Annotated in this window: 24 protein-coding genes and 1 riboswitch; of the genes, 14 read left to right on the top strand and 10 right to left on the bottom strand. The window is 71.6% G+C overall.

Annotated features, from left to right (window positions below):
* The first annotated feature begins 4 nt into the window (after positions 1 to 4).
* From FZC61_RS13045 to FZC61_RS13030, 4 genes are all read left to right on the top strand, one after another.
* Positions 5 to 1519, top strand: a complete 1515-nt coding sequence (locus FZC61_RS13045) for a sensor histidine kinase (protein ID WP_148614630.1) — start codon at positions 5 to 7, stop codon at positions 1517 to 1519.
* 54 nt (positions 1520 to 1573) lie between these two features.
* Positions 1574 to 2227: a response regulator gene (locus tag FZC61_RS13040; RefSeq protein ID WP_148614629.1), complete on the top strand. Its 654-nt coding sequence runs from the start codon at positions 1574 to 1576 to the stop codon at positions 2225 to 2227.
* A 241-nt stretch (positions 2228 to 2468) separates the two neighbouring features.
* Positions 2469 to 2675 carry a Flp family type IVb pilin gene (locus FZC61_RS13035; protein ID WP_148614628.1) on the top strand — a complete coding sequence of 69 codons (207 nt, stop codon included), beginning with the start codon at positions 2469 to 2471 and terminating at the stop codon, positions 2673 to 2675.
* Between the two features lie 191 nt (positions 2676 to 2866).
* Entirely contained in the window at positions 2867 to 3070 is a 204-nt protein-coding gene (locus FZC61_RS13030) for a Flp family type IVb pilin (RefSeq protein ID WP_211357240.1), read from the top strand.
* Positions 3071 to 3152: 82 nt separating this feature from the next.
* On the opposite strand, the gene FZC61_RS13025 is transcribed toward FZC61_RS13030, so the two are convergent.
* The 4 genes from FZC61_RS13025 to FZC61_RS13010 all read right to left on the bottom strand — a co-directional run bounded on the left by FZC61_RS13025 (position 3153) and on the right by FZC61_RS13010 (position 7208).
* Complete coding sequence (locus tag FZC61_RS13025) at positions 3153 to 4388, bottom strand: M48 family metallopeptidase (RefSeq protein ID WP_148614627.1); 1236 nt, start codon at positions 4386 to 4388, stop codon at positions 3153 to 3155.
* Positions 4385 to 5617, bottom strand: coding sequence for a hypothetical protein (locus FZC61_RS13020; protein ID WP_148614626.1), 1233 nt, complete (start codon positions 5615 to 5617; stop codon positions 4385 to 4387). The genes FZC61_RS13025 and FZC61_RS13020 overlap by 4 nt, the downstream gene beginning before the upstream one ends.
* Before the next feature lie 56 nt (positions 5618 to 5673).
* Positions 5674 to 6651 (bottom strand): C40 family peptidase, encoded by a 978-nt coding sequence (locus FZC61_RS13015; RefSeq protein WP_246142672.1) that lies wholly within the window; start codon positions 6649 to 6651, stop codon positions 5674 to 5676.
* Between the two features lie 29 nt (positions 6652 to 6680).
* A riboswitch (cyclic di-AMP (ydaO/yuaA leader) is annotated at positions 6681 to 6842 on the bottom strand.
* Positions 6843 to 6992: 150 nt separating this feature from the next.
* Positions 6993 to 7208 (bottom strand): hypothetical protein, encoded by a 216-nt coding sequence (locus FZC61_RS13010; RefSeq protein ID WP_148614624.1) that lies wholly within the window; start codon positions 7206 to 7208, stop codon positions 6993 to 6995.
* 125 nt (positions 7209 to 7333) lie between these two features.
* Here FZC61_RS13010 and FZC61_RS13005 point away from each other — a divergent pair, with 125 nt between their 5' ends.
* On the top strand, positions 7334 to 9088 hold the full coding sequence (locus tag FZC61_RS13005; protein WP_148614623.1) for a DEDD exonuclease domain-containing protein: 1755 nt from the start codon (positions 7334 to 7336) through the stop codon (positions 9086 to 9088).
* Positions 9089 to 9097: 9 nt separating this feature from the next.
* On the top strand, positions 9098 to 9376 hold the full coding sequence (locus tag FZC61_RS13000; RefSeq protein ID WP_148614622.1) for an Lrp/AsnC family transcriptional regulator: 279 nt from the start codon (positions 9098 to 9100) through the stop codon (positions 9374 to 9376).
* 15 nt (positions 9377 to 9391) lie between these two features.
* Here the strand turns inward: FZC61_RS13000 and FZC61_RS12995 are convergent, their stop codons facing one another.
* From FZC61_RS12995 to FZC61_RS12985, 3 genes are read right to left on the bottom strand one after another with little or no spacing between them, the layout of a single operon-like run.
* Entirely contained in the window at positions 9392 to 10138 is a 747-nt protein-coding gene (locus FZC61_RS12995; protein WP_148614621.1) for a class I SAM-dependent methyltransferase, read from the bottom strand.
* Positions 10135 to 10926, bottom strand: coding sequence for a glycosyltransferase (locus tag FZC61_RS12990; RefSeq protein WP_148614620.1), 792 nt, complete (start codon positions 10924 to 10926; stop codon positions 10135 to 10137). The genes FZC61_RS12995 and FZC61_RS12990 overlap by 4 nt, the downstream gene beginning before the upstream one ends.
* 29 nt (positions 10927 to 10955) lie before the next feature.
* Entirely contained in the window at positions 10956 to 12401 is a 1446-nt protein-coding gene (locus FZC61_RS12985; protein WP_170286103.1) for a DUF2142 domain-containing protein, read from the bottom strand.
* Positions 12402 to 12586: 185 nt separating this feature from the next.
* Between FZC61_RS12985 and FZC61_RS12980 the strand changes: the two genes are divergently transcribed.
* From FZC61_RS12980 to FZC61_RS12970, 3 genes are read left to right on the top strand one after another with little or no spacing between them, the layout of a single operon-like run.
* The gene (locus FZC61_RS12980) at positions 12587 to 13291 is read left to right on the top strand and encodes a glycosyltransferase family 2 protein (RefSeq protein ID WP_148614618.1); all 705 of its coding nucleotides are present in this window, start codon (positions 12587 to 12589) and stop codon (positions 13289 to 13291) included.
* A gap of 7 nt (positions 13292 to 13298) precedes the next feature.
* Positions 13299 to 13652 carry a DUF2304 domain-containing protein gene (locus FZC61_RS12975; protein WP_148614617.1) on the top strand — a complete coding sequence of 118 codons (354 nt, stop codon included), beginning with the start codon at positions 13299 to 13301 and terminating at the stop codon, positions 13650 to 13652.
* Between the two features lie 50 nt (positions 13653 to 13702).
* Positions 13703 to 14314 carry a YgjV family protein gene (locus FZC61_RS12970; protein ID WP_148614616.1) on the top strand — a complete coding sequence of 204 codons (612 nt, stop codon included), beginning with the start codon at positions 13703 to 13705 and terminating at the stop codon, positions 14312 to 14314.
* 21 nt (positions 14315 to 14335) lie between these two features.
* On the opposite strand, the gene trpD is transcribed toward FZC61_RS12970, so the two are convergent.
* From trpD to FZC61_RS12955, 3 genes are read right to left on the bottom strand one after another with little or no spacing between them, the layout of a single operon-like run.
* On the bottom strand, positions 14336 to 15361 hold the full coding sequence (gene trpD, locus FZC61_RS12965; RefSeq protein ID WP_148614615.1) for an anthranilate phosphoribosyltransferase: 1026 nt from the start codon (positions 15359 to 15361) through the stop codon (positions 14336 to 14338).
* A 52-nt stretch (positions 15362 to 15413) separates the two neighbouring features.
* Complete coding sequence (locus tag FZC61_RS12960) at positions 15414 to 15851, bottom strand: Rv3143 family two-component system response regulator (RefSeq protein WP_211357239.1); 438 nt, start codon at positions 15849 to 15851, stop codon at positions 15414 to 15416.
* A gap of 1 nt (position 15852) precedes the next feature.
* Positions 15853 to 16806, bottom strand: a complete 954-nt coding sequence (locus tag FZC61_RS12955; RefSeq protein ID WP_246142671.1) for a cytochrome c oxidase assembly protein — start codon at positions 16804 to 16806, stop codon at positions 15853 to 15855.
* A gap of 74 nt (positions 16807 to 16880) precedes the next feature.
* On the opposite strand from FZC61_RS12955, the gene ctaE reads away from it, so the two are divergent.
* From ctaE to FZC61_RS12930, 5 genes are all read left to right on the top strand, one after another.
* Entirely contained in the window at positions 16881 to 17519 is a 639-nt protein-coding gene (gene ctaE / locus FZC61_RS12950) for an aa3-type cytochrome oxidase subunit III (RefSeq protein WP_148614613.1), read from the top strand.
* Between the two features lie 45 nt (positions 17520 to 17564).
* Positions 17565 to 18503: a cytochrome bc1 complex diheme cytochrome c subunit gene (gene qcrC / locus FZC61_RS12945; RefSeq protein WP_246142670.1), complete on the top strand. Its 939-nt coding sequence runs from the start codon at positions 17565 to 17567 to the stop codon at positions 18501 to 18503.
* Positions 18500 to 19567, top strand: coding sequence for a cytochrome bc1 complex Rieske iron-sulfur subunit (gene qcrA, locus FZC61_RS12940; RefSeq protein WP_148614612.1), 1068 nt, complete (start codon positions 18500 to 18502; stop codon positions 19565 to 19567). Before qcrC ends, qcrA begins: the two co-directional genes overlap by 4 nt.
* Positions 19564 to 21315 carry a cytochrome bc1 complex cytochrome b subunit gene (qcrB, locus tag FZC61_RS12935; protein ID WP_148614611.1) on the top strand — a complete coding sequence of 584 codons (1752 nt, stop codon included), beginning with the start codon at positions 19564 to 19566 and terminating at the stop codon, positions 21313 to 21315. The genes qcrA and qcrB overlap by 4 nt, the downstream gene beginning before the upstream one ends.
* Positions 21316 to 21456: 141 nt before the next feature.
* A complete protein-coding gene (locus tag FZC61_RS12930; RefSeq protein WP_148614610.1) occupies positions 21457 to 22692 on the top strand; it encodes an outer membrane protein assembly factor BamB family protein in 1236 nt (411 codons plus the stop codon).

Genomic DNA, 22692 nt, shown 5'->3' with positions numbered 1-22692 from the left:
GTCCATGACCGGTCTGCGGACCCAACGCATCACCGTCGGCGCCAGGCTCTTCGCCCTCGTCGCGCTCAGTGGTCCCATCCTGTGGGACCACAACCGCACCGCGATGGTCGCCCTGGCCGGCGTCGCCGGTGTCTGGCTGGTCGCCAGCCTCGTCGAGCGCCAACAGCTCTTCGTGCGGGAGGCGCCGGTCGTCGAGGCCGCGCTCACCGGCCTCGTGTGCGGGCTGACCCTGGGCGACGACCAGACGGTGTTCCTGGCCCTGTGCGTGCCGCCGTTCGTCGCTGCGGTGACCCGGGGCCTGATGGGCACCCTGCTCGCGATCAGTGCCGAGCTCGTGACCGTCGTCGGTCTGGCGCTGCTGATCGCGGGACGCATCTCCGCCGAGCAGAGCTTCACCATCTTCACCTGGACGATGGCGGGCCTGGGCCTGGGCATGATCGGCAGCTTCGTCCACGCCAACCTCGAGCTGGAGGTCGACGAGCTCGCGCCGTACCTCGACGCCCAGCGCCTCATCCGGCAGCTCCTCGACCTGTCCGACGACCTGAGCTCGGGTCTCGACGTCACCGCCCTGGCCGGGTCCGTGGTCAGCGACGTCGGCGACCAGATCCCCACGGTCGGGCTCGCGGTCTACGTCCCCCGCGGTGAGGTCCTGATGCCGCTGGTGACGCGCAGCGTCGACGGGCAGAGCACCCTCGAGGACGCCGAGGAGCTCGCGGTCGAGTCCTGGGCCCGCTCCGAGCCGATCGTGCACGACCTCGCGTTCGCGTTCCCCGTCGGCGACTCCGTGGTGGTCGCCGGGCGGCTGTCCCCCTCGGCCGACCTCGACGTCATCGAGGTCGAGCGCACCATCCTGCGGCTGCCGGAGGCGCTGCGCGCGAAGTCGGTCCAGCTCGACACCGCGATGCTCTTCTCCGACTTCCGCGACTCCGCGTCCGCCGACGTCCGCAAGCGCCTGGCTCGCGAGATGCACGACGGTGTCGCCCAGGACATCGCCTCGCTGGGCTACCTCGTCGACGCCCTCGCGGCCCGTCCGGCCGACGAGAAGCAGGCCAAGGCGTTCGCCATGCTGCGCGACCGGATCACCAAGATCGTCGCCGAGGTGAGGCAGTCGGTGCTCACGCTGCGCACCAGCATCGGCGAGTCCGAGACGCTGGGGGTCGCGATCGGTGCGGTGGCGCGCCACCTCAGCGAGTCCTCACGCATCCCCATCCAGGTGACCCTCGACGAGCACTCGACCCGGCTGCGTCCCGAGGTGGAGGCCGAGCTCTTCCGGATCACCCAGGAGGCGATCAACAACGCCATCAAGCACGCCCGGTGCTCCAGCATCGAGGTCAACTGCCAGGTGCACGCACCCGCCGCGCTGATCACCATCGCCGACGACGGCCGCGGCCTGCAGGCGGCCCGCAGCGACTCCCACGGCCTGAAGATCATGCGGGAGCGGGCCCGGCTCATCGGCGCCGACCTGTCCATCACCGACAACCCCGGGGCAGGACTCCTGGTCACCGTGCGCATCGCGTGAGCCCGACCGGGCCCAGGCCTTCCCGACACACCTCAACCCTGGAAGAGTTATTCCATGAGCGATCAACCGATCCGCATCCTGCTCGTCGACGACCACGAGCTGATCCGTAGCGGCCTCGGCGCCGTGATCGACCTCGAGGACGACATGGACGTCGTCGGCACGGCCGCCTCGGTGACCGAGGCCGTCGCCAAGTACGAGGCGCTCGCTCCCGACGTCGTCGTGGCCGACCTGCAGCTGCAGGACGGCACCGGCCTCGACATCGTGCGCACCATCCGCAAGACCAGCAACGAGACCGGCATCATCGTGCTGACGATGCACTCCGGTGACGACCAGATCTTCGCCGCGATGCAGGCCGGCGCCTCGGGCTTCGTCGGCAAGGACGCCCCGTCCTCGGAGGTCATCAAGGCCGCCCGGCACGCGCACGTGTCCCCGCGCGCGTTCGTCTGCACCGGCCTGGTCGGCGCGATGATGCGCCGCGCCTCGGGCGAGTCGACCAACCTCACCGAGCGCGAGCACGACGTCCTGATGCTGCTCGCCGACGGCCTCGGCGCCGCCGCCATCGGCGAGAAGCTCTACCTCAGCGAGTCGACGGCCAAGTCGCACATCGCGCGGATCTACCAGAAGCTCGGCGCCGCCAACCGCGCCCAGGCGCTGGTCACCGCGATGCGCATCGGGCTGCTGTCGAGCATCCAGCCGCACGAGCAGTGAGCAGCCCCTGACGACGGGGCGGCTGCGGTCGGTACGCCCGGAGAGCGGGGATCGGGCCACGTCCGGGTGACCGGTGCCCTAGTCACAAGTGACTAGGGCGGGTCGTGCGTTCTGCTGATGGCCACCTGGCCCGCGCGCCGACACGATGATCATTGCGGTGTCCCGCTCCCCGACCGGCCTCGCTGGTACCCCGGATCCCCGCATCCCTCCCGCCTCCCCCGAAGCTCCCCAGGAGATCCACATGCTCAGCTACGGTCGCATCCTCATCAACGCCCGCCTCGCCAAGATGGACGAGCGCGGCGCCTCCGCCGTCGAGTACGGCCTGCTCGTCGCCGGCATCGCCGCCGTCATCGTCGCCGTGGTCTTCCTCCTCGGCACCCAGATCAAGAACGCCTTCGACGGCACCGCCAACTGCGTGTCCACCAAGGGTCAGGCCACCGGCTGCTGAACCGCCCCAGCCGGCCCGTCGACCGGTCGCGCATCGGAGCCTCCGTCTCCCCTGCCTAGTCATTTCGGACTAGGTGGATCCAGACGATGCGCCGATGCGGTCGGACCGGGCGCGTTCAAGACTGGTCGCGCAACCTCCCCAGCGCACTGCTGTTTGCTCCCTCCCACCAACGCACGACCCAGGAGATCCCCATGCTTGAGTACGGCCGCATCATGATCAACGCCCGCCTCGCCAAGATGGACGAGCGCGGCGCCTCTGCCGTCGAGTACGGCCTGCTCGTCGCCGGCATCGCCGCCGTCATTGTCGCCGTGGTCTTCCTCCTCGGCACCCAAATCAAGAACGCCTTCACCAACACCAACACCTGCATCTCCACCAAGGGCACCACCTGCCCCTAGCCGTGACGGCCGAGAGCGTCCCCGACGCCCGAGGGCGTCGGGGGCCCTCTCGCTGCCGGGCCACCTCACGCAGGACGTGCCCTCATCCAGGTACCGCTCGCACACGGTCGGCGATCGCCACCCGCACGAGGACGCCTGGGTGGCTCGCGAACCACAGCTGTGACAGGGCCGGCGGTGTCGGGTCGGCCAACGAGCGCACCGCCAGCCGGCGCTGCAGCGACACGAACGGGGCCGGGTCGCCCGTGGCTCGCACGGCGTCGACGTCCGCACGGGTCTCGAGCTGGCGGCTGACCGCGTTGTCGAGCGGGAGCACCAGGAAGCTCCCGACGGCCACCAGCGCGAGGCCCAACGGCACGATGCCGGGCTCCCCCGGCCCCGGCGCGCCCCTGCGTCGCGCCGCAGCCAGGACCAGCCCGAGCAGGCCTGTGGCCGCCAGCGCCCCGGCCGCGCCGAGCAGCGTGCCGGTCAGCACGTCGCGGTGTCGGGCGTGGGCGAGCTCGTGCGCGACCACCGACAACGTCTCGGCCCGACTGGCCGAGTCGAGCAGGTTGTCGTAGACGACCACCCGGCGGGTGCTGCCCAGACCGGAGACGTAGGCGTTGAGGGTCGTCGTACGACGTGAGGCGTCGGCGACCAGCACGTCGTCGACGTGCACGCCCTCCTCGTCGGCCAGGCGGAGCACCTGGGTGCGCAGCGGACCGTCGGGGAGGGGCTCGAAGTCGTTGAGTGCCGGCTCGACGAGCAGCGGGTAGGCGAAGGATCCGAGCACGACGAGGGCGGCGAGCAGGCTGCCGCTCACCGCCGGCCACGCCCGAGGCCAGCGCCGGGCGCTTCCCACGACGACCAGGACGGCGACCGAGGTGGAGACGATGGCGACGCCCTGCGTGGTGAGCTGGTCGGTGGCGAACCCCGTCCACGCCTGGCGGCTCAGGCCGCTGTCGAGCCGCAGCCGCTGGAGCGCCACCGCGCACGGCAGGGTGACGAGCCGGCCGAGCAGGACCAGGGCGGCGACCGCGAGCGGGACCTGCACCCACCAGGGCCCGGGGACCCTCTCGACCAGCCGACGCCCGCGCGCGGTCAGCCCGAACCAGCAGGCCACGACGATCGACAGGGCCAGCGACGACCAGCTCCACGTGCGGGCCCAGCGGGAGAACGTCTCGGCCCGCTCGACCTCGTCGGCCGACAGCACCGTCGCCACGGGGGCGGGCGTGACCGGGCCGCCCGGCACGACGTCGCGCGGCACGAGGACCACGACGAGCACGGTCAGCGCGAGCAGCCCCACCACGAGCGTGGCGCGGGCGACCTGCCGCTCGCTCACGCAGCCGCGCCGGGGAGCTGCCTCAGGCGTGTGCGCCAGGCGCGGACCAGGTCGGCCCGCGACCAGTCGAAGTCGCGGCGCAGGGCGCGGTCGAGGGGGGTGCCGTCGCTGACGTCGGCGTAGAACGCCGCGAGGTCGGCCGTGCCCCCGCGCTCGGCGAGGGAGACGCACACCAACCAGGCGGCCTCGTAGACAGCGCCGAGGTGGGGCCCGCGGGTGTCGAACTCGGCGGCGCTCGGCAGGGCGCTGGGAGGTCCGTCGGCGCGGACCTGCGCGGCCACCTGGGCGGCCGTCTTGGTGAGCGGCAGCCGGGTCTCGCGCAGGGCGACGTAGTCGGCGAACCCCTCGGTCAGCCACGTCGGGCCCTGGCTGGACGGCGCGTCGGTCGCGACGTGCGTGGCCTCGTGGGCCAGCACCACCTCGCGTCCGGCGCGGCCGAGTCCACCGAACACGTCGGGGTTGACGAAGATGTGGATGGGGGCGCCGTTCCCGACCGGGCCGCCGGCACCCGTCACGGCCGCGATCTGGGCGTAGTAACCGGGGTCGGTGCCCAGCGCCGCCTCGAGGGCCGCGCCGTCGGCCGGCACCTCGACGACCAGCCGCGGCCGCCAGGAGGTGACCACCTCCGACACCGTGGGGACGGCGGTCTCGGCGAGCCTGACGTAGGCCGCCAGGTCGGTCCCGACCGCGGCGACCACGAGCAGGTCGGCCGAGCGGCTGACCTGCATCGGCCCGCTCATCCAGACCGGTGTGCGTACCGAGGTGTCGCCGCCGCCGATCCCGGCGATGGCCACGCCGGCCGGGGTCGAGCGGAAGCGCATGGACACCTCGGTCGAGGTCGGCTCGCGGTCGAACCCGGCGTAGGCCCAACCCACGTCGACGGTGGCCGCCCAGGTGCCGTCGGCGGACAGGCCCCCGTCATCGTCGATGTAGCGCATCGTGACGTCGCTGAGCCGGGCGGCCGCCGCGACGTCGACCAGGTCGCCCAGACGAGCCGCGGTCGCGCCGTCATCGGGCGCGGCGAGCGCGGTGGCCGATGCCCGGTCGCCGTCGGCGAGCGCCGCGACCAGTCGTTGCAGGCTCTCGGCGGCACCCGTCGGGTCGACGGCGACCAGGGTGGCGGTCGGGATCGGAGCGGTATAGGGCGCGTCCTCGCCGTCACCGGGCAGGACCACCGCCCAGGTGATGACGCCGACGAGCACCACCAGGAGCAGCGAAGGACCGGCCACCCACCACGGGGGTCGGCCGGTCCTCGCCTGTCGGACCTCGGTCAGCGCAGCGCCCGTCAGCCCGGGCGGACGGCGCCGGAGAACGGCATCGAGTAGAGCGGGCTGACCTCGACGCCGGAGCTGGGGTTGGCGGCGTGGACGATCATGCCGTTGCCGATGTACATGCCGACGTGGCTGATCGGGCTGTAGTAGAAGACGAGGTCGCCCGGCTGCAGGGCCGAGGGCGAGATGCGGGTGCCGAGGCCCGACTGGGCACTCGAGGAGTGCGGCAGCGACACGCCGGCCTGGGCCCAGGCCATCATCGTGAGCCCGGAGCAGTCGAAGGCGCTCGGGCCGGCCGCACCGTAGACGTAGGCGTCGCCGACCTGGGCCAGGGCGTACTGGACGGCGGCGGCGGCACGACCGCTGGCCGGCACGTCGACCGGGGTCCGCGGGGTGCTGCTGGCGCTGCGCGAGAGGATCGCGCGGCGCTCCTCCTCCTTGAGGCGGGCCAGGAGGTCCTTGGCGTCGGCGAGCCTGGCGTCGATGGTCGCCTTCTCGTCGGCGAGCTGCCGCTCGAGGTCGGCGACCTGGTCGAGGCGCTTCTCGGTCGCGTCGCGGCGGATGGACAGCGCCTTGAGACCGGTCGAGTAGTCGTCGAACAACCCCTGCTGGAGCTCGCGGTAGGTCGCCACCGTCGAGATGTCGGCGAGGAACGACTCAGGATCGCCCGCGGTGACGACCTGGCTGACGGCGCCGAGGTCGCCGTTGCCGTACTGACGCAGCACGGCACGTCGCGCGTCACGTCGTGCGGCGTCGAGCGACGTCTCGGCCCGGGCCTCGTCGGCCTTGACCGAACCGAGGTCGGCCTTGAGGTCGTCGAGCTGGATCTTGGCGTCGTTGTAGCGCTCGGAGGCCTGCTCGGCCTCGTGGTAGAGCCGATCGACGCGGGCCTGCACGTCCTGGATCTCGGGATCGGCCTGAGCCGGCGAGCTGGACACGAGTCCGAGGCTCGCGGCGAGCGCGATCCCCGAGACCGCGGAGGCGATGCGCATCCGGGGGCTGATCACAGCAGTGGTGGTTCCTTCGCGGTGTCGTACGCCTACCAGGTGAGCTGACGGATTCGGACACGACCTGCCCTACCCCCGCTCCTCACCGTCACGATCGGGCTGCGACGGCACCTCGCGGGAGATTCACCCCAGAAGAGTTGGTTCCCCGGCTCCCCCACCGCAGGCGGTGGCGGACTCAGCGCGGCGTTCGCGCGGGTCCGGGTGGACCCAGGTCCGCGAACGCCTGAGCCGACACGGTAGTGGTCTAGCCGGGGGCCCGCCAAACTTCTGGGAGTTTTCGGGCGTGGTTCGTCTCACACGTCACGCCGACCTCACCCGTATCGCGGTCAGGCCGACTCCACCACCGGACCGGTGACCGGACGGACCAGTCGCAGCGGCGGGACCAGCCCGACGTCGGCCAGGACGTCGAGGGCACGCAGCTCCTCGTCGTCGATGGTCAGGGGCGCCAGCTCGGGAGGCGGGCCGAGCAGCACCGTCACCACGCAGTCGTGGCAGGCCAGACCACGCACCACGCAGGTGTCGCAGTCGATGTGTGTCGTCATGTCCCGAAGGCTGGCACCGACCACCGACAATCCCGGACCGGTCCGGCCACGTCGGTCCGGCCGGAGCGGTCCGGCCCGGGTGTCGTCCCCGGGATTGTCGGTGGACGGGCCTACCGTCCTGGGACATGACCACCACGGCCGGTGCACGCGGCCCGGAGCGGACGCTCTGGGAGTCGCAGCGCAGCTTCGACGAGCTGGGGCGCCCCTTGCGCGACCTCACGTTCTGCGTGGTCGACCTCGAGACCACCGGCGGCTCGGCGCAGGCCGGCTCGATGATCACCGAGGTCGGCGCGGTCAAGGTCCGTGGCGGCGAGGTGCTCGGCGAGTTCCAGACCCTCGTCAACCCCCGCACCGACATCCCGGCGTTCATCGCGGTCCTCACCGGCATCAGCAACTCGATGGTGGCCGACGCCCCGCCGATCGAGTCGGTATTGCCGGCGTTCCTCGAGTTCGCGGCCGGCTGCGTGCTCGTCGCCCACAACGCCCCGTTCGACATCGGTTTCCTGCGTCACTTCGCCGAGCAGCAGCAACGCCCCTGGCCGGCCTTCGAGGTCGTCGACACCGCGGTGCTGGCCCGTCGCGTGATCACCCGCGACGACGCACCCAACTGCAAGCTCTCCTCCCTGGCCCGGGTGTTCCGGTCGTCGACCACGCCCAACCACCGCGCGCTCAGCGACGCCCGCGCGACCGTCGACGTGCTGCACGGCCTGATGGAGCGCATCGGCGCCCAGGGCGTCTCCACGCTCGAGGAGCTGCAGACCTTCTCGTCACGGGTCACCCCCGCCCAGCGCAAGAAGCGCCACCTCGCCGACGGGCTGCCGCACGCCCCCGGCGTCTACCTCTTCCGCGACGACGCCCAGCGGGTCCTCTACGTCGGCACCTCCCGCGACGTCCGCAAGCGGGTGCAGTCCTACTTCACCGCGTCGGAGACCCGGTCCCGGATGGGCGAGATGGTGCGGCTGGCCGCCGAGGTGACCGCGGTCGAGTGCGCGACGCCACTGGAGGCCGAGGTCCGCGAGCTGCGGTTGATCGCCCAGCACAAGCCCACCTACAACCGGCGCTCGAAGTTCCCCGAGAAGACCACCTTCGTCAAGCTCACCCGCGAGCCGTGGCCCCGGCTCTCGCTGGTCACCAAGGTGCTCGACGACGAGGCCGACTACCTCGGCCCCTTCTCGTCACGCGGCAGCGCCGAGAAGTGCCTGGCCGCCCTGCACGACACCTTCCCGGTGCGCCAGTGCGCCGACCGGTTCGGCCGACGCCCCTCCCGCACCGCCTGCGTGTTGGCCGAGCTGGGCCGCTGCCTGTCGCCGTGCGACGGCAGCGTCGACGAGCACACCTACGCCGCGGTGGTCCGCCAGCTGCGCGAGACGTTGCTGCACCGTCCCGACGACGTCGTCGACACGGTCAACGCCCGGATGGCGGCGCTGGCCGCCGAGGAGCGCTTCGAGGAGGCCGGTGTGCACCGCGACCGGCTCGCCTCGTTCGTCCGGGCTGCTGCCCGCACCCAGCGGCTCACCTCGCTCACCCACTGTCCCGAGGTCGTCGCCACCCGCCGCGAGGACGATGGTCGCTGGGCCGTCCACGTGGTCCGCTACGGCCGACTCGCCGCTGCCGGCGTGATGCCCCCGGGAGTCGACGCCCACTCGTACGTCGCGGCTCTGCGCGCCACCGCGGAGACGGTGGCGCCCCCGAGCCGCACGCCCGGCCCTACGCCCGCCGCCACGGCCGAGGAGACCGAGAAGGTGCTGCGGTGGCTGGAGGCGCCCGCCGTGCGGTTGGTCGACATCGACGGCGAGTGGACCTGCCCGGTCGCCGGCGCCACCCGTCAGCTCGCGCGGCATGCCGCCGTCGCCGAGCCCGCAGCCTTCGCCGCGCACTAACGTGTCCCCATGATCACCGCCATCGTGTTCGTCAAGGCCGCGGTCGACCAGATCCCCGAGGTCGCCGAGGCGATCGCGGCGATCGACGGCGTCACGGAGGTCTACTCCGTCACCGGCCAGATCGACCTGATCGCCATGGTCCGCGCACGCCACCACGACGACATCGCCGCCGTCGTGGCCGACCGGCTCAACAAGGTCTCGGGAGTCAAGGAGACCGAGACCCACATCGCGTTCCGGGCATACTCGCGCCACGACCTCGAATCGGCGTTCTCGCTCGGGCTCGACTGAGCGGTCGCGCCGGGCCTACCCGGGCTTCCGCGCGACGACGAGGAGGGCCTTGGAGATGGCCCACAGGGCGGGCACCCGGTCGAGCGCCCTCATCCCCGCGCGGTAGTGCCACGGCGCCCCCGCCACCGTCGCACCGGGGTCGGCCGGTAGGACGAAGTCGTAGTCCCAACCACCGGCTTCCAGGCTGCGGCGCAGCGCCCAGTAGGTGGGGGCGTACGACGCGTCCTCGTAGGACTCCCCCCGTCTCGTGGCACGCAGGTAGAGGTCAGCCCACCGCAGCGGGAGCCAGGCCAGACCGGGCAGCCGGTAGTGGGCCTCGACCGGCCAGAGCTTGTTGGGGGTGAGCAGGAACAGCACACCCCCAGGACGCAGGGACCGACGGATCGCCGCGAGGGCCGCCTCGTGCTCGGGGAGGTGCTCGTAGACGTTGTCGAGCAGCACCAGGTCGAAGACCTCCGAGGCGTCGAGGTCCGTGACGTCCCCGTGCACGAACGTCGCGTTCGGCACACTGGCGCCCGCGGTGGACGCGGCGTCGTACAGCCTCCGGGCGGGCTCGACTCCCACGACCGAGCGGCACCGGGTCGCCAGCGCCAGGGCCGTGTGCCCGTACCCGCAGCCGAGGTCGAGCACGTGGAGCTGATCGGTGGGCGTCGATCGCCACGGTGCCGTCGTCGCCAGGGCCTGGTCGGCGAATCGTGCCGCGAGCGGTCCACGCGCCTCGGCCATGTCGACGTAGCGGTCGTACTGCGGTCGGTCGGTCACCGGGCGATCCTCGCTCGGCGGAACAGCAGGGCGTAGACGCGCTCGAGCACCGGCCGGGGGAGCCGGTGGTAGGTCCCCCTGACGACCAGGTTGAGCCTGCCGCGCGCCGGTGAGACGAGCCCGTAGGAGACGAGGCGTCGCTGCAGCTCCACCTCCGAGGTCCGTGCGGTCGAGCCCGTCCGTCGCTCGTGCATCCCGTCGACGCGGTAGCGGACCAGGGCGGCATCGAGCCCGACGAACCGGGCACCACCCACCAGCATGCGCGCCCAGAGGTCGTAGTCCTCGAGGAGCGGCAAGTCGCCGTAGCCTCCTACTGCCTGGGCCGTGGCCCGCCGGAACACCACGGTCGGGTGGTTGACCGGGTTGCGACCCGGCATCAGGCGGGCGAACTCGGCGTGCTCGACGGCCGTTCGCCTGACGCCCCGGACCCGGTAGGGGTCGGACTCGAACTCGACCATGGCCGTGGAGCAGAGGTCGGCGCCGGTGGCTGTCAGGAGGGCGAGCTGACGCGCCAGACGGTCCGGCTCGTTGACGTCGTCGGAGTCCGCGCGCGCGACATAGGTCCCACGACAGGCACTCAGGCCACGGGACAGGGCGGGTCCGGCCCCCTGCTGCGTGGTCGACCTGACGACGACGAGGTCGGCGAAACGGCCGAGCACCGCCTCGTGCTCGTCGGGCACGGGCCCGTCCACCACCACCACCGTCTCGTCGGCGCGACGGGTCTGACCGGCGAGGGAGGTCAACGCCTCCGCGAGGTGCTCGGGTCGGACACCCGCGTGGACCGGCATCAGGACCGAGACGGTCGGACCCGTCGCCCTCACCTCGGCTCCGCGGCAGCGCCGGTCGCGCGGAGGTCCGGCGTCGCCGACGCGCACCACAGGCTCAAGGCTGCGTACGCCGTGACCGTGAGCACGACGAGCAGGGCCGGCGAGTGCACCCACCACTCGGCGTTGCCGGCGGAGGACGGCCGCGCGAGCTCGCCCGCCCGCACCTTGAGCACCGAGGCGGCCGACCCGATCGCGAGCGCGAGCCCGGCCGCGGCGACCGCGGCGCGGCCGAGGTGCCACGCCTGCGCCCGTGCGAGGACAGCGCCACACAGCAGGACCATCCCGACGGCGTAGGGCAGACCGTAACGGCCCTGCCAGATCACCCCTTGGGAGTCCCGGGTGAGCAGGGTCAGCACCAGTGGCCCCAGGAGCACCACCGCGCCGACCGCGACGAGAAGCGCCCGGTCGCGCGCCGTGCCGGTGACCAGTGCGCCGACCCCGAGCGTGACCACCAGGGTCGCGACGACGACGTAGACGACCGCCGGACCGGGCTGGTCACGGAACGGGAAGGCCGCGATGGTCTGAGCGGCCCACACGACCGGGTCCAGGAGGCGGAGGTCGCCCGATCCCGGGCCGCGCTCGGTCGACGCGTCGGTCTGACCGGCCTCGATGATCCACCAGAGGCTGGCCGCGGCCGCGGCCGCCGTCACCGAGACGACAGACACCACGCGCCTCCGGTCGGCGACGAGACGACGGGCGATCGAGCCGGCGCGAGGATGCAGCGCCATGGTCCCGAGGATCAGCAGCACAAACAACGGGCCGAGGAGGCGCACGGTCAACAGGACGCAGGTGGCGAGCGTCGCTCCCCACACGAGCAGCCCGGGTCGTGGTGGTGGGTCGTCGTCAGCGAGGCGGAGCAGTGCCGCCCAGAGGGCCACCCCGGCAGCCATCTCGATCCCGTTGGGGGCCGCGACCGTGGTGGAGAAGACCAGGACGGGACTCAGCGCCACGACGAGCGCCAGCCGGTGCCAGGGACTTCTGGGCAGCGCCCACGCGGCGAATCCCAGGAACGCCGTGCACAGGACCGCGCCGACGATGCGCATCACGTAGAGGACCGTCGTCCCGTGGAACGGCCGGGCGATCGTGCCGAGGACCCCGTAGAACACCGGGTTGTACGTCGACGCCCCTGAACCCACGTAGACGTCGTCCTGTCCGGCACTGCCGGCCGACCGGCAGTTGTCCGGCCCGGTGTAGGCCAGCGACGAGCACTCAGCGGCTGCCGCTGCGACCACGTCGCGCGGCACGACGACGAGACCTCCACGGCCGTCCGAGGCCGCGGTCTCGGAGAGGAGGTGTCCGCGCGCGACCGAGGTCGCTCTGTAGACGTGGTCGAACTCGTCGCTCGCGGCGAAGGGAGGGACCGCGAGGACCCACGCCGACTGGAGGAGCAGCAGCCCCACGACACAGACCAGCGTGGGTCCGACTCGGCGGCGCATCCACGCACAGTAATGGGCCGCGCCGTCCTGGGACGACGGGGTTCGCCGTCGTCCGGACCAGCCGCTCCTGGTCATTTGTGACTAGATCGTCCGACGACCGACCAGTTCTTCCTCGCGCCTATGGCGGGCCCACGGCGGGGGTACCTAGCGTGACCCCGACTGACCTACCGACGTCCGGAGCCGCCATGACCAGTCGCCCCAGCGACCTCGTCGGCGCGTGCGTCGTCATCCCGATGCTCGACGAGTCCGCCGTCATCGCCGACGTGGTCCTCGAGGTGCGGCGCCACTTCGACACCGTGGTCTGCGTCGACGACGGCAGCAGCGACGACTGTGCCGCGATCGCGCGCGGCGCGGGCGCGAGCGTCGTGCGCCACCCGATCAACCTCGGGCAGGGCGCGGCGATCGAGACCGGCATCCGCCACGCCCTGCGCGACCCCCGGGTGACCCATGTCGTCACGTTCGACGCCGACGGCCAGCACGACGTCGCCGACGCCGCGGCCATGGTCGCTTTCGCGCAGCGCACCGCGGTCCAGGTCGTGCTCGGTTCGCGGTTCATCGGGTCCGCCGACGGCGTACCCCTGCGGCGTCGGCTCCTGCTGCGCGCAGCGACCGCGTTCAGCCGCGCCACCACCGGACTGGCCATCACCGACGCCCACAACGGCCTGCGGGTGCTGCGCCGCGACGCCGCGTCCCAGCTGTCGCTACGCATGCACGGCATGTCGCACGCCAGCGAGGTCCTGACCCGGATCGCCACCGAGCGGTGGACCTACGCCGAGCACCCCGTGACCGTCCGCTACACGGCCTACTCCACGGCCAAGGGACAGCGCGCCTACAACGCCTTCAACATCGCCTTCGAGGTCGCCTTCAGCAGGCTCCGCCAGGCGTCATGATGAGCACGTGATCATCAAGATCCTGCTCGTCGCGGCCCTGGCCGGTGCCGCCGCGATGCTGGTCCGCGGACGGCCGTCGGCGCTGAACCTGCTCGTACGCCGCACGCTCACCTTGGCCGTGATCGCTGCCGGCATCGGCGCGGTGGTCTTCCCGGGGACCGTCACTGACCTCGCCCGCTCGGTCGGCGTCGGGCGTGGCACCGACCTGGTGCTCTACGTGCTGTGCGTGACGTTCCTGTTCGTCACCATCGCGCTCTACCTGCGGCTCGGCCAGCTGCACGACCAGATGGTCGAGCTCGCGCGGCGTCACGCCTTGCTCGAGGCGGAGGTCCGGGCCGCCCGCGACGACCACACGACCTGACCACCCTCCGCGATAGCGCGCCGGCCCGTGGCCGTCGTTACCCTGCTGCGATGACCTGGTTGGACCTCGTGGGCTGGGGCGGGAGCGCACTTCTCGTCTTCTCGCTGCTGCAGGCGCGGGTGCTGCGCTTCCGGGCGCTCAACCTGGTGGCGTGCGTGATCCTGCTGGTGTTCAACGCCCTGATCGAGGTCTGGCCGATGGTCGGGATGAACGCCGTCCTGGCCGGCATCAACATCTGGTTCCTGGTCCGGCTGCTGCGCGACCGCCACGACGAGACCGCCTTCGAGGTCGTCGAGGTCGGGCGCGACGACGCCTACCTGCGCCACCTCCTGACCGTCCACGGCGACGACATCCGCCGCTACCAGCCGGCGTCGACCTGGGCACCGGCTACCGACCGCGACCACGCCTTTCTCGTGCTGCGCGGCGACGAGACGGTGGGTGTCGTGCTCCTCGACGCCGAGGACGACGTCGCCCGGGTCCGGCTCGACTACGTGACGCCGCGCTTTCGGGACTTCACCCCCGGTGAGTTCGTCTGGCGTGACAGTGGCGTGCTGGCCAACCTGGGCTTCCGGCACGTCATGACGCCACCCGACATGGTCGACGCCTACTACGGACGGGTCGGTTTCCGGCCCAACGGCCGCGAGTTCGTGCTCGACCTCTGACCCACGGGTGCGCTGCTCTGCCTACCCGGAGGCCGCAGTTACCCATCGCTCGAGCGTCGCCGCCGCCGCGCCGGAGTCGATCGCCGCCGCGGCGCGGGTCATGCCGGCGGCCAGCGCGTCGGGCACCGCCGACCCGTCACAGGCGTGCACCGCCAGCGCCGCCCCCGCGTTGAGGATCACCGCGTCACGGACCGGGCCGGGCTCGCCGGCGAGCAGGCGGCGTACGACGTCGGCGTTGTGGGCCGCGTCGCCGCCCACGAGGTCGGCGGTCGTCGCAGGCGCCAGACCGAGCGCCGTCGGGTCGACGGTGACCGGGCCCGACACCTCTCCCCCGGTCGCGACGTAGACCGTCGAGGTGGTCGTGGTGGTCAGCTCGTCGAGACCGTCGTCGCCGCGGAACACCCACGCGTCGGAGCCGCGGGCCGCGAACACACCGGCCATCACCGGCACCATCCGGGGGTCGGCGCAGCCGATGGCCTGTGCAGCCGGTCGCACCGGATTGGCCAAGGGGCCGAGGAAGTTGAAGGTCGTCCCGATGCCGAGCTCGCGCCGCGGCACGGCGGTGTGGCGCATCGCCGGGTTGAAGGCGGCGGCGAAGCAGAAGGTGATGCCTACCTCGGCGGCCACGGCCGCCACCCGCTCGGGCGGCAGGTCCAGGCGGATGCCGAGCGCCTCGAGCACGTCGGCGCTGCCGGCCATCGAGGAGGCCGACCGGTTGCCGTGCTTGACCACGGTCACCCCGGCACCGGCGGCGACGATGGCCGCCATCGTGGAGATGTTGACCGAGTTGGAGCGGTCGGCGCCGGTGCCCACGACGTCGAGCAGACGCCCCTCGACCGTGATGCGCGTACGCCGGGCGTACATCGCATCGGCCAGGCCGGTCACCTCGGCGACCGTCTCGCCCTTGGCCCGCAGCGCGACCGCGAAGCCCGCGATCTGAGCCGGCGTGGCCTCGCCGGCGAGGATCTCACCCATCGCCCACGAGGCCTGGTCGGCCGAGAGGTCCGTTCCGGCGACCAGGGCCGACAACACCTCCGGCCAGGTCACGGCGCCGCCGCCGAGCCTGCGAGGCGGCGGACCACGCCGGGAGGTGGAGCCATCAGCTCTGGGCGGGGACGCGCGGGCGCAGCAGCCCGACGACCGACTCCGCGAGCTGGATCGGGTCGATCGGGTGCGGCACGGCGGCGTCGGCGCGCGACCAGGTCGCGAGCCACGCGTCCTGCGGCCGTCCGGTGAGCACGAGGACCGGCGGGCAGCGGAAGATCTCGTCCTTGAGCTGCTTGGCGATGCCCATGCCACCGGCGGGCGCGGCCTCGCCGTCGAGGATGGCCAGCGCGACGTGACCGGCGTCCATGTTCTGGATCACGACCGGCTCGGTCGCCACCTCGATGTACTCGACCTCAGGGAGGTCGGGGTGCGGGCGGCGTCCGAGCGCGAGGATCACCTGCTGGCGCACCGACGAGTTGTCGCTGTAGACCAGGATCTTGAGCCGGGGCGCGGGGGCCGCGGAGGACGAGGCGTCGGTCACGTCCGTCATGTTAGTGCGGCTGCTGCTCCGCCTGTCGGGCGGCACGCGCCTCGCGCGCCTCGAGCAGGTCCAGGCGCCGGTCCTCGCGCTTGGCCTCGGCCATCGACTGCCGCACCCACTGCACGAACAGCACCACGAAGAACGACAGCCCGATCAGGTCGCCGGAGGCCCACAGGATGCCGCCGGCGAGGTTCTGGTCGGCGTAGGGGTCGGGCAGCCACGACCCCATCGGCCCCGTGGCCAGCCGGGGGTACCAGTCGCCGCCGAGCAGGGCCGTCTGGTTCATGATCGTGATGCCGAGGAAGGCGTGGAACGGCAGCGTCCCGACGACGAGGGCCACCCGGAACGGGTAGCCGACCCGCCCAGGGATGGGGTCGATGCCCATCAGCGGCCAGAAGAACAGGGCGCCGACCATCATCAGGTGCACGTGCATCATCTCGTGGACCCACACGTGCTCCAGCGAGGCGCGGTACCACCCGGTGAAGTAGAGCGCCCACGGCGAGATCACGTAGAGGCCGAAGGTCAGCGGCGGGAACGACAGCAGCTTGGCCAGGGGCGAGTGCAGCAGGACCAGCAGCCACCGGCGCGGCGCGGGCGGCAGCGTGCGCAACGCCAGCGTCACCGGGGCGCCGAGCGCGAGGAACAGCGGCGCGACCATCGACAGCACCATGTGCTGGACCATGTGGACGCTCACCAGCGTCGTGTCGTACGCCGCCAGGCCCGACGTCGTGGCGAGGAAGAACGCACCCAGCCCGACGCCCACGAACGACACGGTCCGAGCGATCGGCCACCGGTCCCCGCGGCGGTGCAGCTTGGCCACGCCGAGCAGGTACAGACCCCCGGCCCACACGGTGACCACGACCGGGACGAGTGACCAGGACCACTGCGAGAAGAAGCTCCCGGCGGTCAACCGGGGGAGCACGTCTGAGGCGCTCAGGGCGAGCACGGAAGCGGCTGTCGACACGTGGTCGAGAGTACGGGCACGCCTCACCCGGGGGGTGTGGTGGCACCGGTGAACGGGCGCGCCATAATGACTTCGTGGCGACGACTGCAACGATCCCAGCTTCCCGGCTTCACGGGCACCACGACCGCCCCTCGATGGTCGCCGTCGGCACCATCATCTGGCTGTCCAGCGAGCTCATGTTCTTCGCGGCCCTGTTCGCGTCGTACTTCACGATCAGGTCGGTCAGCTCCGACCTGTGGGCCCAGAACACCGAGTCGCTCAACGTGCCGTTCGCCTCGATCAACACCACGATCCTGGTGCTCTCGTCGCTGACCTGCCAGCTGGGCGTCTTCGCCGCCGAGCGCGGCCAGGTCGGCCGCAGCGGCGGCCTTCTCGACTTCCGCAAGTGGGGCCTGCGCGAGTGGTTCATCCTCACCTACCTCATGGGCGCGGTGTTCATCGGCGGCCAGGCCCTCGAGTACGCCGAGCTCATCCACGAGGGGATCACCATCCCCGACTCGGCCTACGGGACGATGTTCTACCTCACCACCGGCTTCCACGGTCTGCACGTGACCGGCGGCCTGATCGCCTTCCTCCTCGTGCTCGGCCGCACCTACCTGGCCCGCAAGTTCACCCACGAGCAGGCCGTCAGCGCGATCGTCGTGTCCTACTACTGGCACTTCGTCGACGTCGTGTGGATCGGGCTGTTCGCCACGATCTACCTGATCAAGTAGCCAGCCCCCACGACTACCCATCTGAGACGACTTAGGGACAACACAGTGCGACTCCTGACCCGCTCCGCCGGCCGACTTTCGCGTCACCGCCGTCGGCCGCTCGCCGGCCTCGCGGTGCTGCTGATGGCGCTGCTGCTCACCGGCGGCGCCTACTCGATGTTCTCCCCCGGCGCGCAGGCCGAGACCACGAGCACCAACGCCGAGGACATCAAGGCCGGCCGCGAGCTCTTCCTGGTGGGTTGCTCGACCTGCCACGGCGCCAACGGCCAGGGCGTGCCCACGGTCAACGGCACCCAGTACGGCCCCGCGCTCACCGACGTCGGTGGCGCCTCGGTCGACTTCCAGGTCGGCACCGGCCGGATGCCCATGGCCCAGCCCGGCCAGCAGGCCGTGCGCAAGCCCCCCGTCTACGACGAGGACGAGATCCGCCAGCTCGCGGCCTACGTCGACAGCCTCGGCACCGGCCCGGCGATCCCCGACCAGTCGGCCTACACGCTCCCCGACGGCCTCAGCGAGGAGGAGCGCGACCAGGCGATCTCCCGCGGCGGCCAGATCTTCCTCACCAACTGCACCGCCTGCCACAACTTCGACGGCGCCGGCGGCGCCATGCCGCGAGGCGGCTACGCCCCGACGCTGCGCGGCGTCGAGTCGCGCTACATCTACGAGGCGCTGCTCACCGGGCCCCAGCAGATGCCGTCGTTCTCCGACGGCAACCTGACGCCCGACGCCAAGCGCGACGTCATCGCCTACCTCAAGGCGACCGAGGAGACCCCCGGCTACGGCGGCTCCGGGCTCGGCAACATCGGCCCGGTCAGCGAGGGCCTGTTCGCGTGGCTCGTCGGCATCGGCGGCCTCGTCGGCTTCGCGATCTGGATCGCGGCCCACACCACCCGGTCGAGCAAGTCCAAGCCGACCGACACCAAGACCCCGGTCCGTCTGCCCTCCGGGGCGGCTGCCACCGCAGAGAGGGGAGCAGGCGCATGAGCGACCTCGAGAAGCACGACGACGCCGACGACCACGACGAGCACCTCCCGGCCCCCATCGAGGAGCCCATCCCCAACCCGGGCCTGCCCGCCCACACCTGGCGTCCGACCGACGTCGACGAGGGATTGGCCAAGCGCGCTGAGCGCCAGGTCTCGCTGATGTTCACGCTGTCTGCCGTGTGCACGGTCATCTTCGTGACGTCGTACTTCGTGTTCGACATCGGCGACAACTGGGAGACCGTGGGCGGCCTGGGCGCGTCCAACATCGCCCTCGGCGTCTCCTTGGGCCTCGCGCTCATGCTCATCGGCGTCGGCGTCATCCAGTGGGCCCGCAAGCTCATGGCCGACCACGAGATGGTCGAGATGCGCCACCCGGCCCGTTCCTCCGACGAGGACCGCGCCGCGACGGTCGAGGCCCTCAACGCCGGCTTCGACGAGTCCGCACTGCGTGAGCGCCCGCTCATCCGCCGCTCCCTGGTCCTCGCCACCGGTGTGCTCCTGGCGCCCGTGGTGGTGCTGCTGCGCGACCTGGGCCCCACGCCGGGCCAGGTCGCCAACGCCGCCGAGGGCAAGGGCCTCAAGAACACCCTGTGGAAGAAGAACGTCCGTGTCGTCCGCGACGTCATCGGCACCCCCATCCGACCCGGTGACCTGCAGATCGGCGACCTGGTCAACGCCGTTCCCGACGGCATCTTCGACCTCGAGGGCGTCGAGCTCCAGGTCGCCAAGGCCAAGGCCGCGGTGATCGTGGTCAAGATGGAGCCCGACGAGATCAAGCCGGGCAAGGGCCGAGAGGACTGGAGCCTCGACGGCGTCATCTGCTACTCCAAGATCTGCAGCCACGTCGGCTGCCCGATCTCGCTCTACGAACGCACCACCCACCATGTCCTTTGCCCGTGCCACCAGTCGACGTTCGACCTGGCCGACTCGGCGAAGGTGGTCTTCGGACCAGCCGGACGGCCGCTCCCACAGCTGCCGCTCACGGTCGATGACGACGGATACCTCGTCGCCCAGAGTGATTTCACCGAACCCGTCGGACCCAGCTACTGGAGCCGCAGCAAATGAGCATTGACACCAGCAAGGTCGCGGACAGCAACTCCACGAGTGCCGCGACTCCCGCCAAGCCTTCCAAGGTAGGCGCGGTTGCCACGTGGGCCGACGACAGGCTCGGCCTCGGGACCGCGATGAAGAAGAACCTGCGCAAGGTCTTCCCCGACCACTGGTCCTTCATGTTGGGCGAGATCGCCCTGTGGAGCTTCGTGGTCCTGCTTCTCAGCGGCGTCTTCCTGACCCTCTGGTACGTCCCCAGCATGGGCGAGGTCGAGTACCAGGGCTCCTACGACCCGCTGCGCGGAGTGCAGATGTCCGAGGCCTACGCCTCGACCCTCAAGCTCTCCTTCGACGTGCGTGGTGGCCTCCTGATGCGCCAGATGCACCACTGGGCCGCGATGCTGTTCGTGGCCTCGATGATGGTGCACCTGCTGCGCGTCTGGTTCACCGGCGCCTTCCGCAAGCCCCGCGAGATCAACTGGGTCATCGGCAGCGTGCTGCTGCTCATGGGCACCCTCGAGGGCTTCACCGGCTACTCGCTGCCCGACGACCTGCTCTCGGGCACCGGCATCCGGGCCGCCGACGGCTTCTTGAAGGCGACCCCGGTGGTCGGCTCCTACATGTCGTTCTTCCTCTTCGGCGGCGAGTTCCCCGGCGACGCGATCATCCCGCGGCTCTACACGATCCACGTGCTGCTGATCCCCGGCCTGCTGCTCGGCCTGATCGCTGCCCACATGCTGCTGCTCGTCTACCACAAGCACACCCAGTGGCCCGGGCCCGGACGCACCAACGACAACGTCGTGGGCTACCCGATGCTCCCGGTCTACGCCGCCAAGGCGGGTGGCTTCTTCTTCATCGTCTTCGGCGTCGCTGCCTTCATGGGCGGTCTGCTGTCGATCAACCCGGTGTGGAAGTTCGGTCCCTACGACCCGACCAAGGTGACGGCCGGTTCGCAGCCTGACTGGTACATGGGCTGGCCCGACGGGCTCCTGCGCATCATGCCCGGCTGGGAGTCGGAGATCTTCGGCTACACGATCTCCTGGAACGTCATGGTCCCGATCCTCATCACCCCGCTGGTGATGTGGGGCCTGCTGACCATGCTGCCCTTCATCGACGGCTGGATCACCAAGGACAAGCGCGACCACCACCTGCTCTACCGTCCGCGCGACGCTCCGACGCGTACGGCGGTCATGGTGGCGCTGATGACCTTCTACGGTCTGGCGTGGGCCGCCGGCGGCAACGACATCATCGCCGTCAAGCTGCACCTGTCGATCAACCAGATCACCTACTTCATGCGGGTGATGGTGTTCCTCGGCCCGGTGATCGCCTTCATGATCACCAAGCGTTGGTGCATCTCGCTGCAGCGTCACGACCGTGACAAGCTGCTGCACGGCTACGAGACCGGCATCATCATGCGGTCCCCCGAGGGTGGCTACAGCGAGCGTCACCTGCCGATCAGCGAGACCGAGGCCTACCGCCTCACCGCGCGCGACCGTGACGAGGTCTTCGTGGCCACGCCGCAGGTCGACGAGAACGGTGTCGCGGCCCCGGGCGGCAAGCTGGACGGCGTGCGCGCCAAGCTGTCGACGCTGATGTTCGCCGACAACATCCAGAAGCCCACCAGGGCCGAGCTCGAGGAGGCGCACCACCACGCCGAGCACGAGCACGCGCTCACGGCGGCGCTGGACGGCCACGCGGCCGACGGCCACCAGTTCGACGGGCACCACGCCGTCGAGGGCGAGACGCTGCGCGGCAGCCACTAGCCCCGCACGCACCGCAGACCGGCCCGTCTCCCCCAGGGGAGGCGGGCCGGGCGCATTTCCGACGGGTGCAAGCACAGAGACGTCACCACGAGGTAAGGCGCCAGGCCCCCGCGCCGGCTTCGCGTCGGCCAGACTCCGAGCATGTCGCGTCTCCGGGTCCTGTCGACGGCGGTCGTGCTCGCCTCGCTGGTCTCGTGCGCCGCGGTGGACGGCCCGCCGGCGGCGAGCGCTCCGGAGCGCTCGGTCGTGGCGCTGCAGGGCCACCTCGGGTCGCCGGCGACCACGAGCTGGACGCCGTGGCCCCAGGCGCTGCACGACGCCCAGCACACCGGCGCAGCCCCGGCCACAGGGCCGACGACCGGGCGCGTGCGGTGGACGCGCACCCTCGAGGGCAACGTGACCGCTGGTCCGGTGGTCGCCGCCGACGGGACCATCTACGCCGCCAGCAACGCCGGCTATCTGCATGCCCTCGACCCTGCCACAGGGCAGGACCGGTGGGTCCTCGACGAGCACGGCGGCTACGGCCTCGACCTGTCCACCAGCCCCGCGGTGCTGCCCGGCGGGCTGGTCCTGTGGCCCGGGCCCGGAGGCAACCTGATCGCCGTCACCGCCGCGGGTCACGTCGTGTGGCGCTACGCGCTCGGCGGGCTGGTGTCCTCCCCCGCGGTCACGCCCGCAGGCGACGTGGTCGTCGGCACCAGTGCGGGGCTCCTGGTCGGGCTGCGACCCGACGGCTCCGGCCCGCACGAGCAGTGGCGGGTCGAGCTCGGGGAGCCGTCCTACGGGTCGCCGGTGCTGTCGGCCGACGGCCGCACGGCGTACCAGTCGACGCTCGCAGGCGTCGCCGCGGTCCGGGGCGGAGCGGTCGTATGGCGCGCGGCCCCCGCCGACGACCTCATCGAGGTCAGTCCGGCCGTGGCCCCGGACGGCACCATCGTGATCGGCTCCAACGACCCCTACGAGTACGGGCTCGACCCCGCGGACGGGGCGGTCCGCTGGCGCCACGACCGAGGGTTCGAGACCTACTCCTCCCCCGGGGTCACCCGCGACGGCGTCGCCTACTTCGGCGACCACGGCAACGTGCTGACCGGCCTGGACGCCGGCACCGGCGAGGTCGTCTTCCGGTTCCCGGGATCGACCGCCCGGCGGCAGCCGCGCACGATCGGGGTCTGGACCTCCGTGCTGGTCGACGCGGCACACTCGGTCTACGCGGGGACTCGTCAGGGCCTCATCTACGCCGCCGACCGCGACGGCAGGCCGCTGTGGTCCTTCGACACCGGGGAGACGGTCGACTCCTACCCGGCGCTCACCGGCGACGGCACTCTCGTGGTCGGCGTCACCGACGGACGCGTGATCGCGTTCGCCGACCAGCAGTGA

The organism is Nocardioides rubriscoriae (genome assembly GCF_008087085.1).
In the GTDB taxonomy this organism is placed as follows: domain Bacteria; phylum Actinomycetota; class Actinomycetes; order Propionibacteriales; family Nocardioidaceae; genus Nocardioides; species Nocardioides rubriscoriae.
The sequence above is the reverse complement of the archived record's forward strand: the minus strand, read 5'-3'. Positions and strand labels throughout refer to the sequence as shown.

Coding starts and splice junctions, on each gene's coding strand:
- FZC61_RS13045 (WP_148614630.1), top strand. CDS start 5: ATGACCGGTCTGCGGACCCAACGCATCACCGTCGGCGCCAGGCTCTTC.
- FZC61_RS13040 (WP_148614629.1), top strand. CDS start 1,574: ATGAGCGATCAACCGATCCGCATCCTGCTCGTCGACGACCACGAGCTG.
- FZC61_RS13035 (WP_148614628.1), top strand. CDS start 2,469: ATGCTCAGCTACGGTCGCATCCTCATCAACGCCCGCCTCGCCAAGATG.
- FZC61_RS13030 (WP_211357240.1), top strand. CDS start 2,867: ATGCTTGAGTACGGCCGCATCATGATCAACGCCCGCCTCGCCAAGATG.
- FZC61_RS13015 (WP_246142672.1), bottom strand. CDS start 6,651: ATGCGCATCGCCTCCGCGGTCTCGGGGATCGCGCTCGCCGCGAGCCTC.
- FZC61_RS13010 (WP_148614624.1), bottom strand. CDS start 7,208: ATGACGACACACATCGACTGCGACACCTGCGTGGTGCGTGGTCTGGCC.
- FZC61_RS13005 (WP_148614623.1), top strand. CDS start 7,334: ATGACCACCACGGCCGGTGCACGCGGCCCGGAGCGGACGCTCTGGGAG.
- FZC61_RS13000 (WP_148614622.1), top strand. CDS start 9,098: ATGATCACCGCCATCGTGTTCGTCAAGGCCGCGGTCGACCAGATCCCC.
- FZC61_RS12990 (WP_148614620.1), bottom strand. CDS start 10,926: ATGCCGGTCCACGCGGGTGTCCGACCCGAGCACCTCGCGGAGGCGTTG.
- FZC61_RS12985 (WP_170286103.1), bottom strand. CDS start 12,401: ATGCGCCGCCGAGTCGGACCCACGCTGGTCTGTGTCGTGGGGCTGCTG.
- FZC61_RS12980 (WP_148614618.1), top strand. CDS start 12,587: ATGACCAGTCGCCCCAGCGACCTCGTCGGCGCGTGCGTCGTCATCCCG.
- FZC61_RS12970 (WP_148614616.1), top strand. CDS start 13,703: ATGACCTGGTTGGACCTCGTGGGCTGGGGCGGGAGCGCACTTCTCGTC.
- FZC61_RS12960 (WP_211357239.1), bottom strand. CDS start 15,851: ATGACGGACGTGACCGACGCCTCGTCCTCCGCGGCCCCCGCGCCCCGG.
- qcrA (WP_148614612.1), top strand. CDS start 18,500: ATGAGCGACCTCGAGAAGCACGACGACGCCGACGACCACGACGAGCAC.
- qcrB (WP_148614611.1), top strand. CDS start 19,564: ATGAGCATTGACACCAGCAAGGTCGCGGACAGCAACTCCACGAGTGCC.
- FZC61_RS12930 (WP_148614610.1), top strand. CDS start 21,457: ATGTCGCGTCTCCGGGTCCTGTCGACGGCGGTCGTGCTCGCCTCGCTG.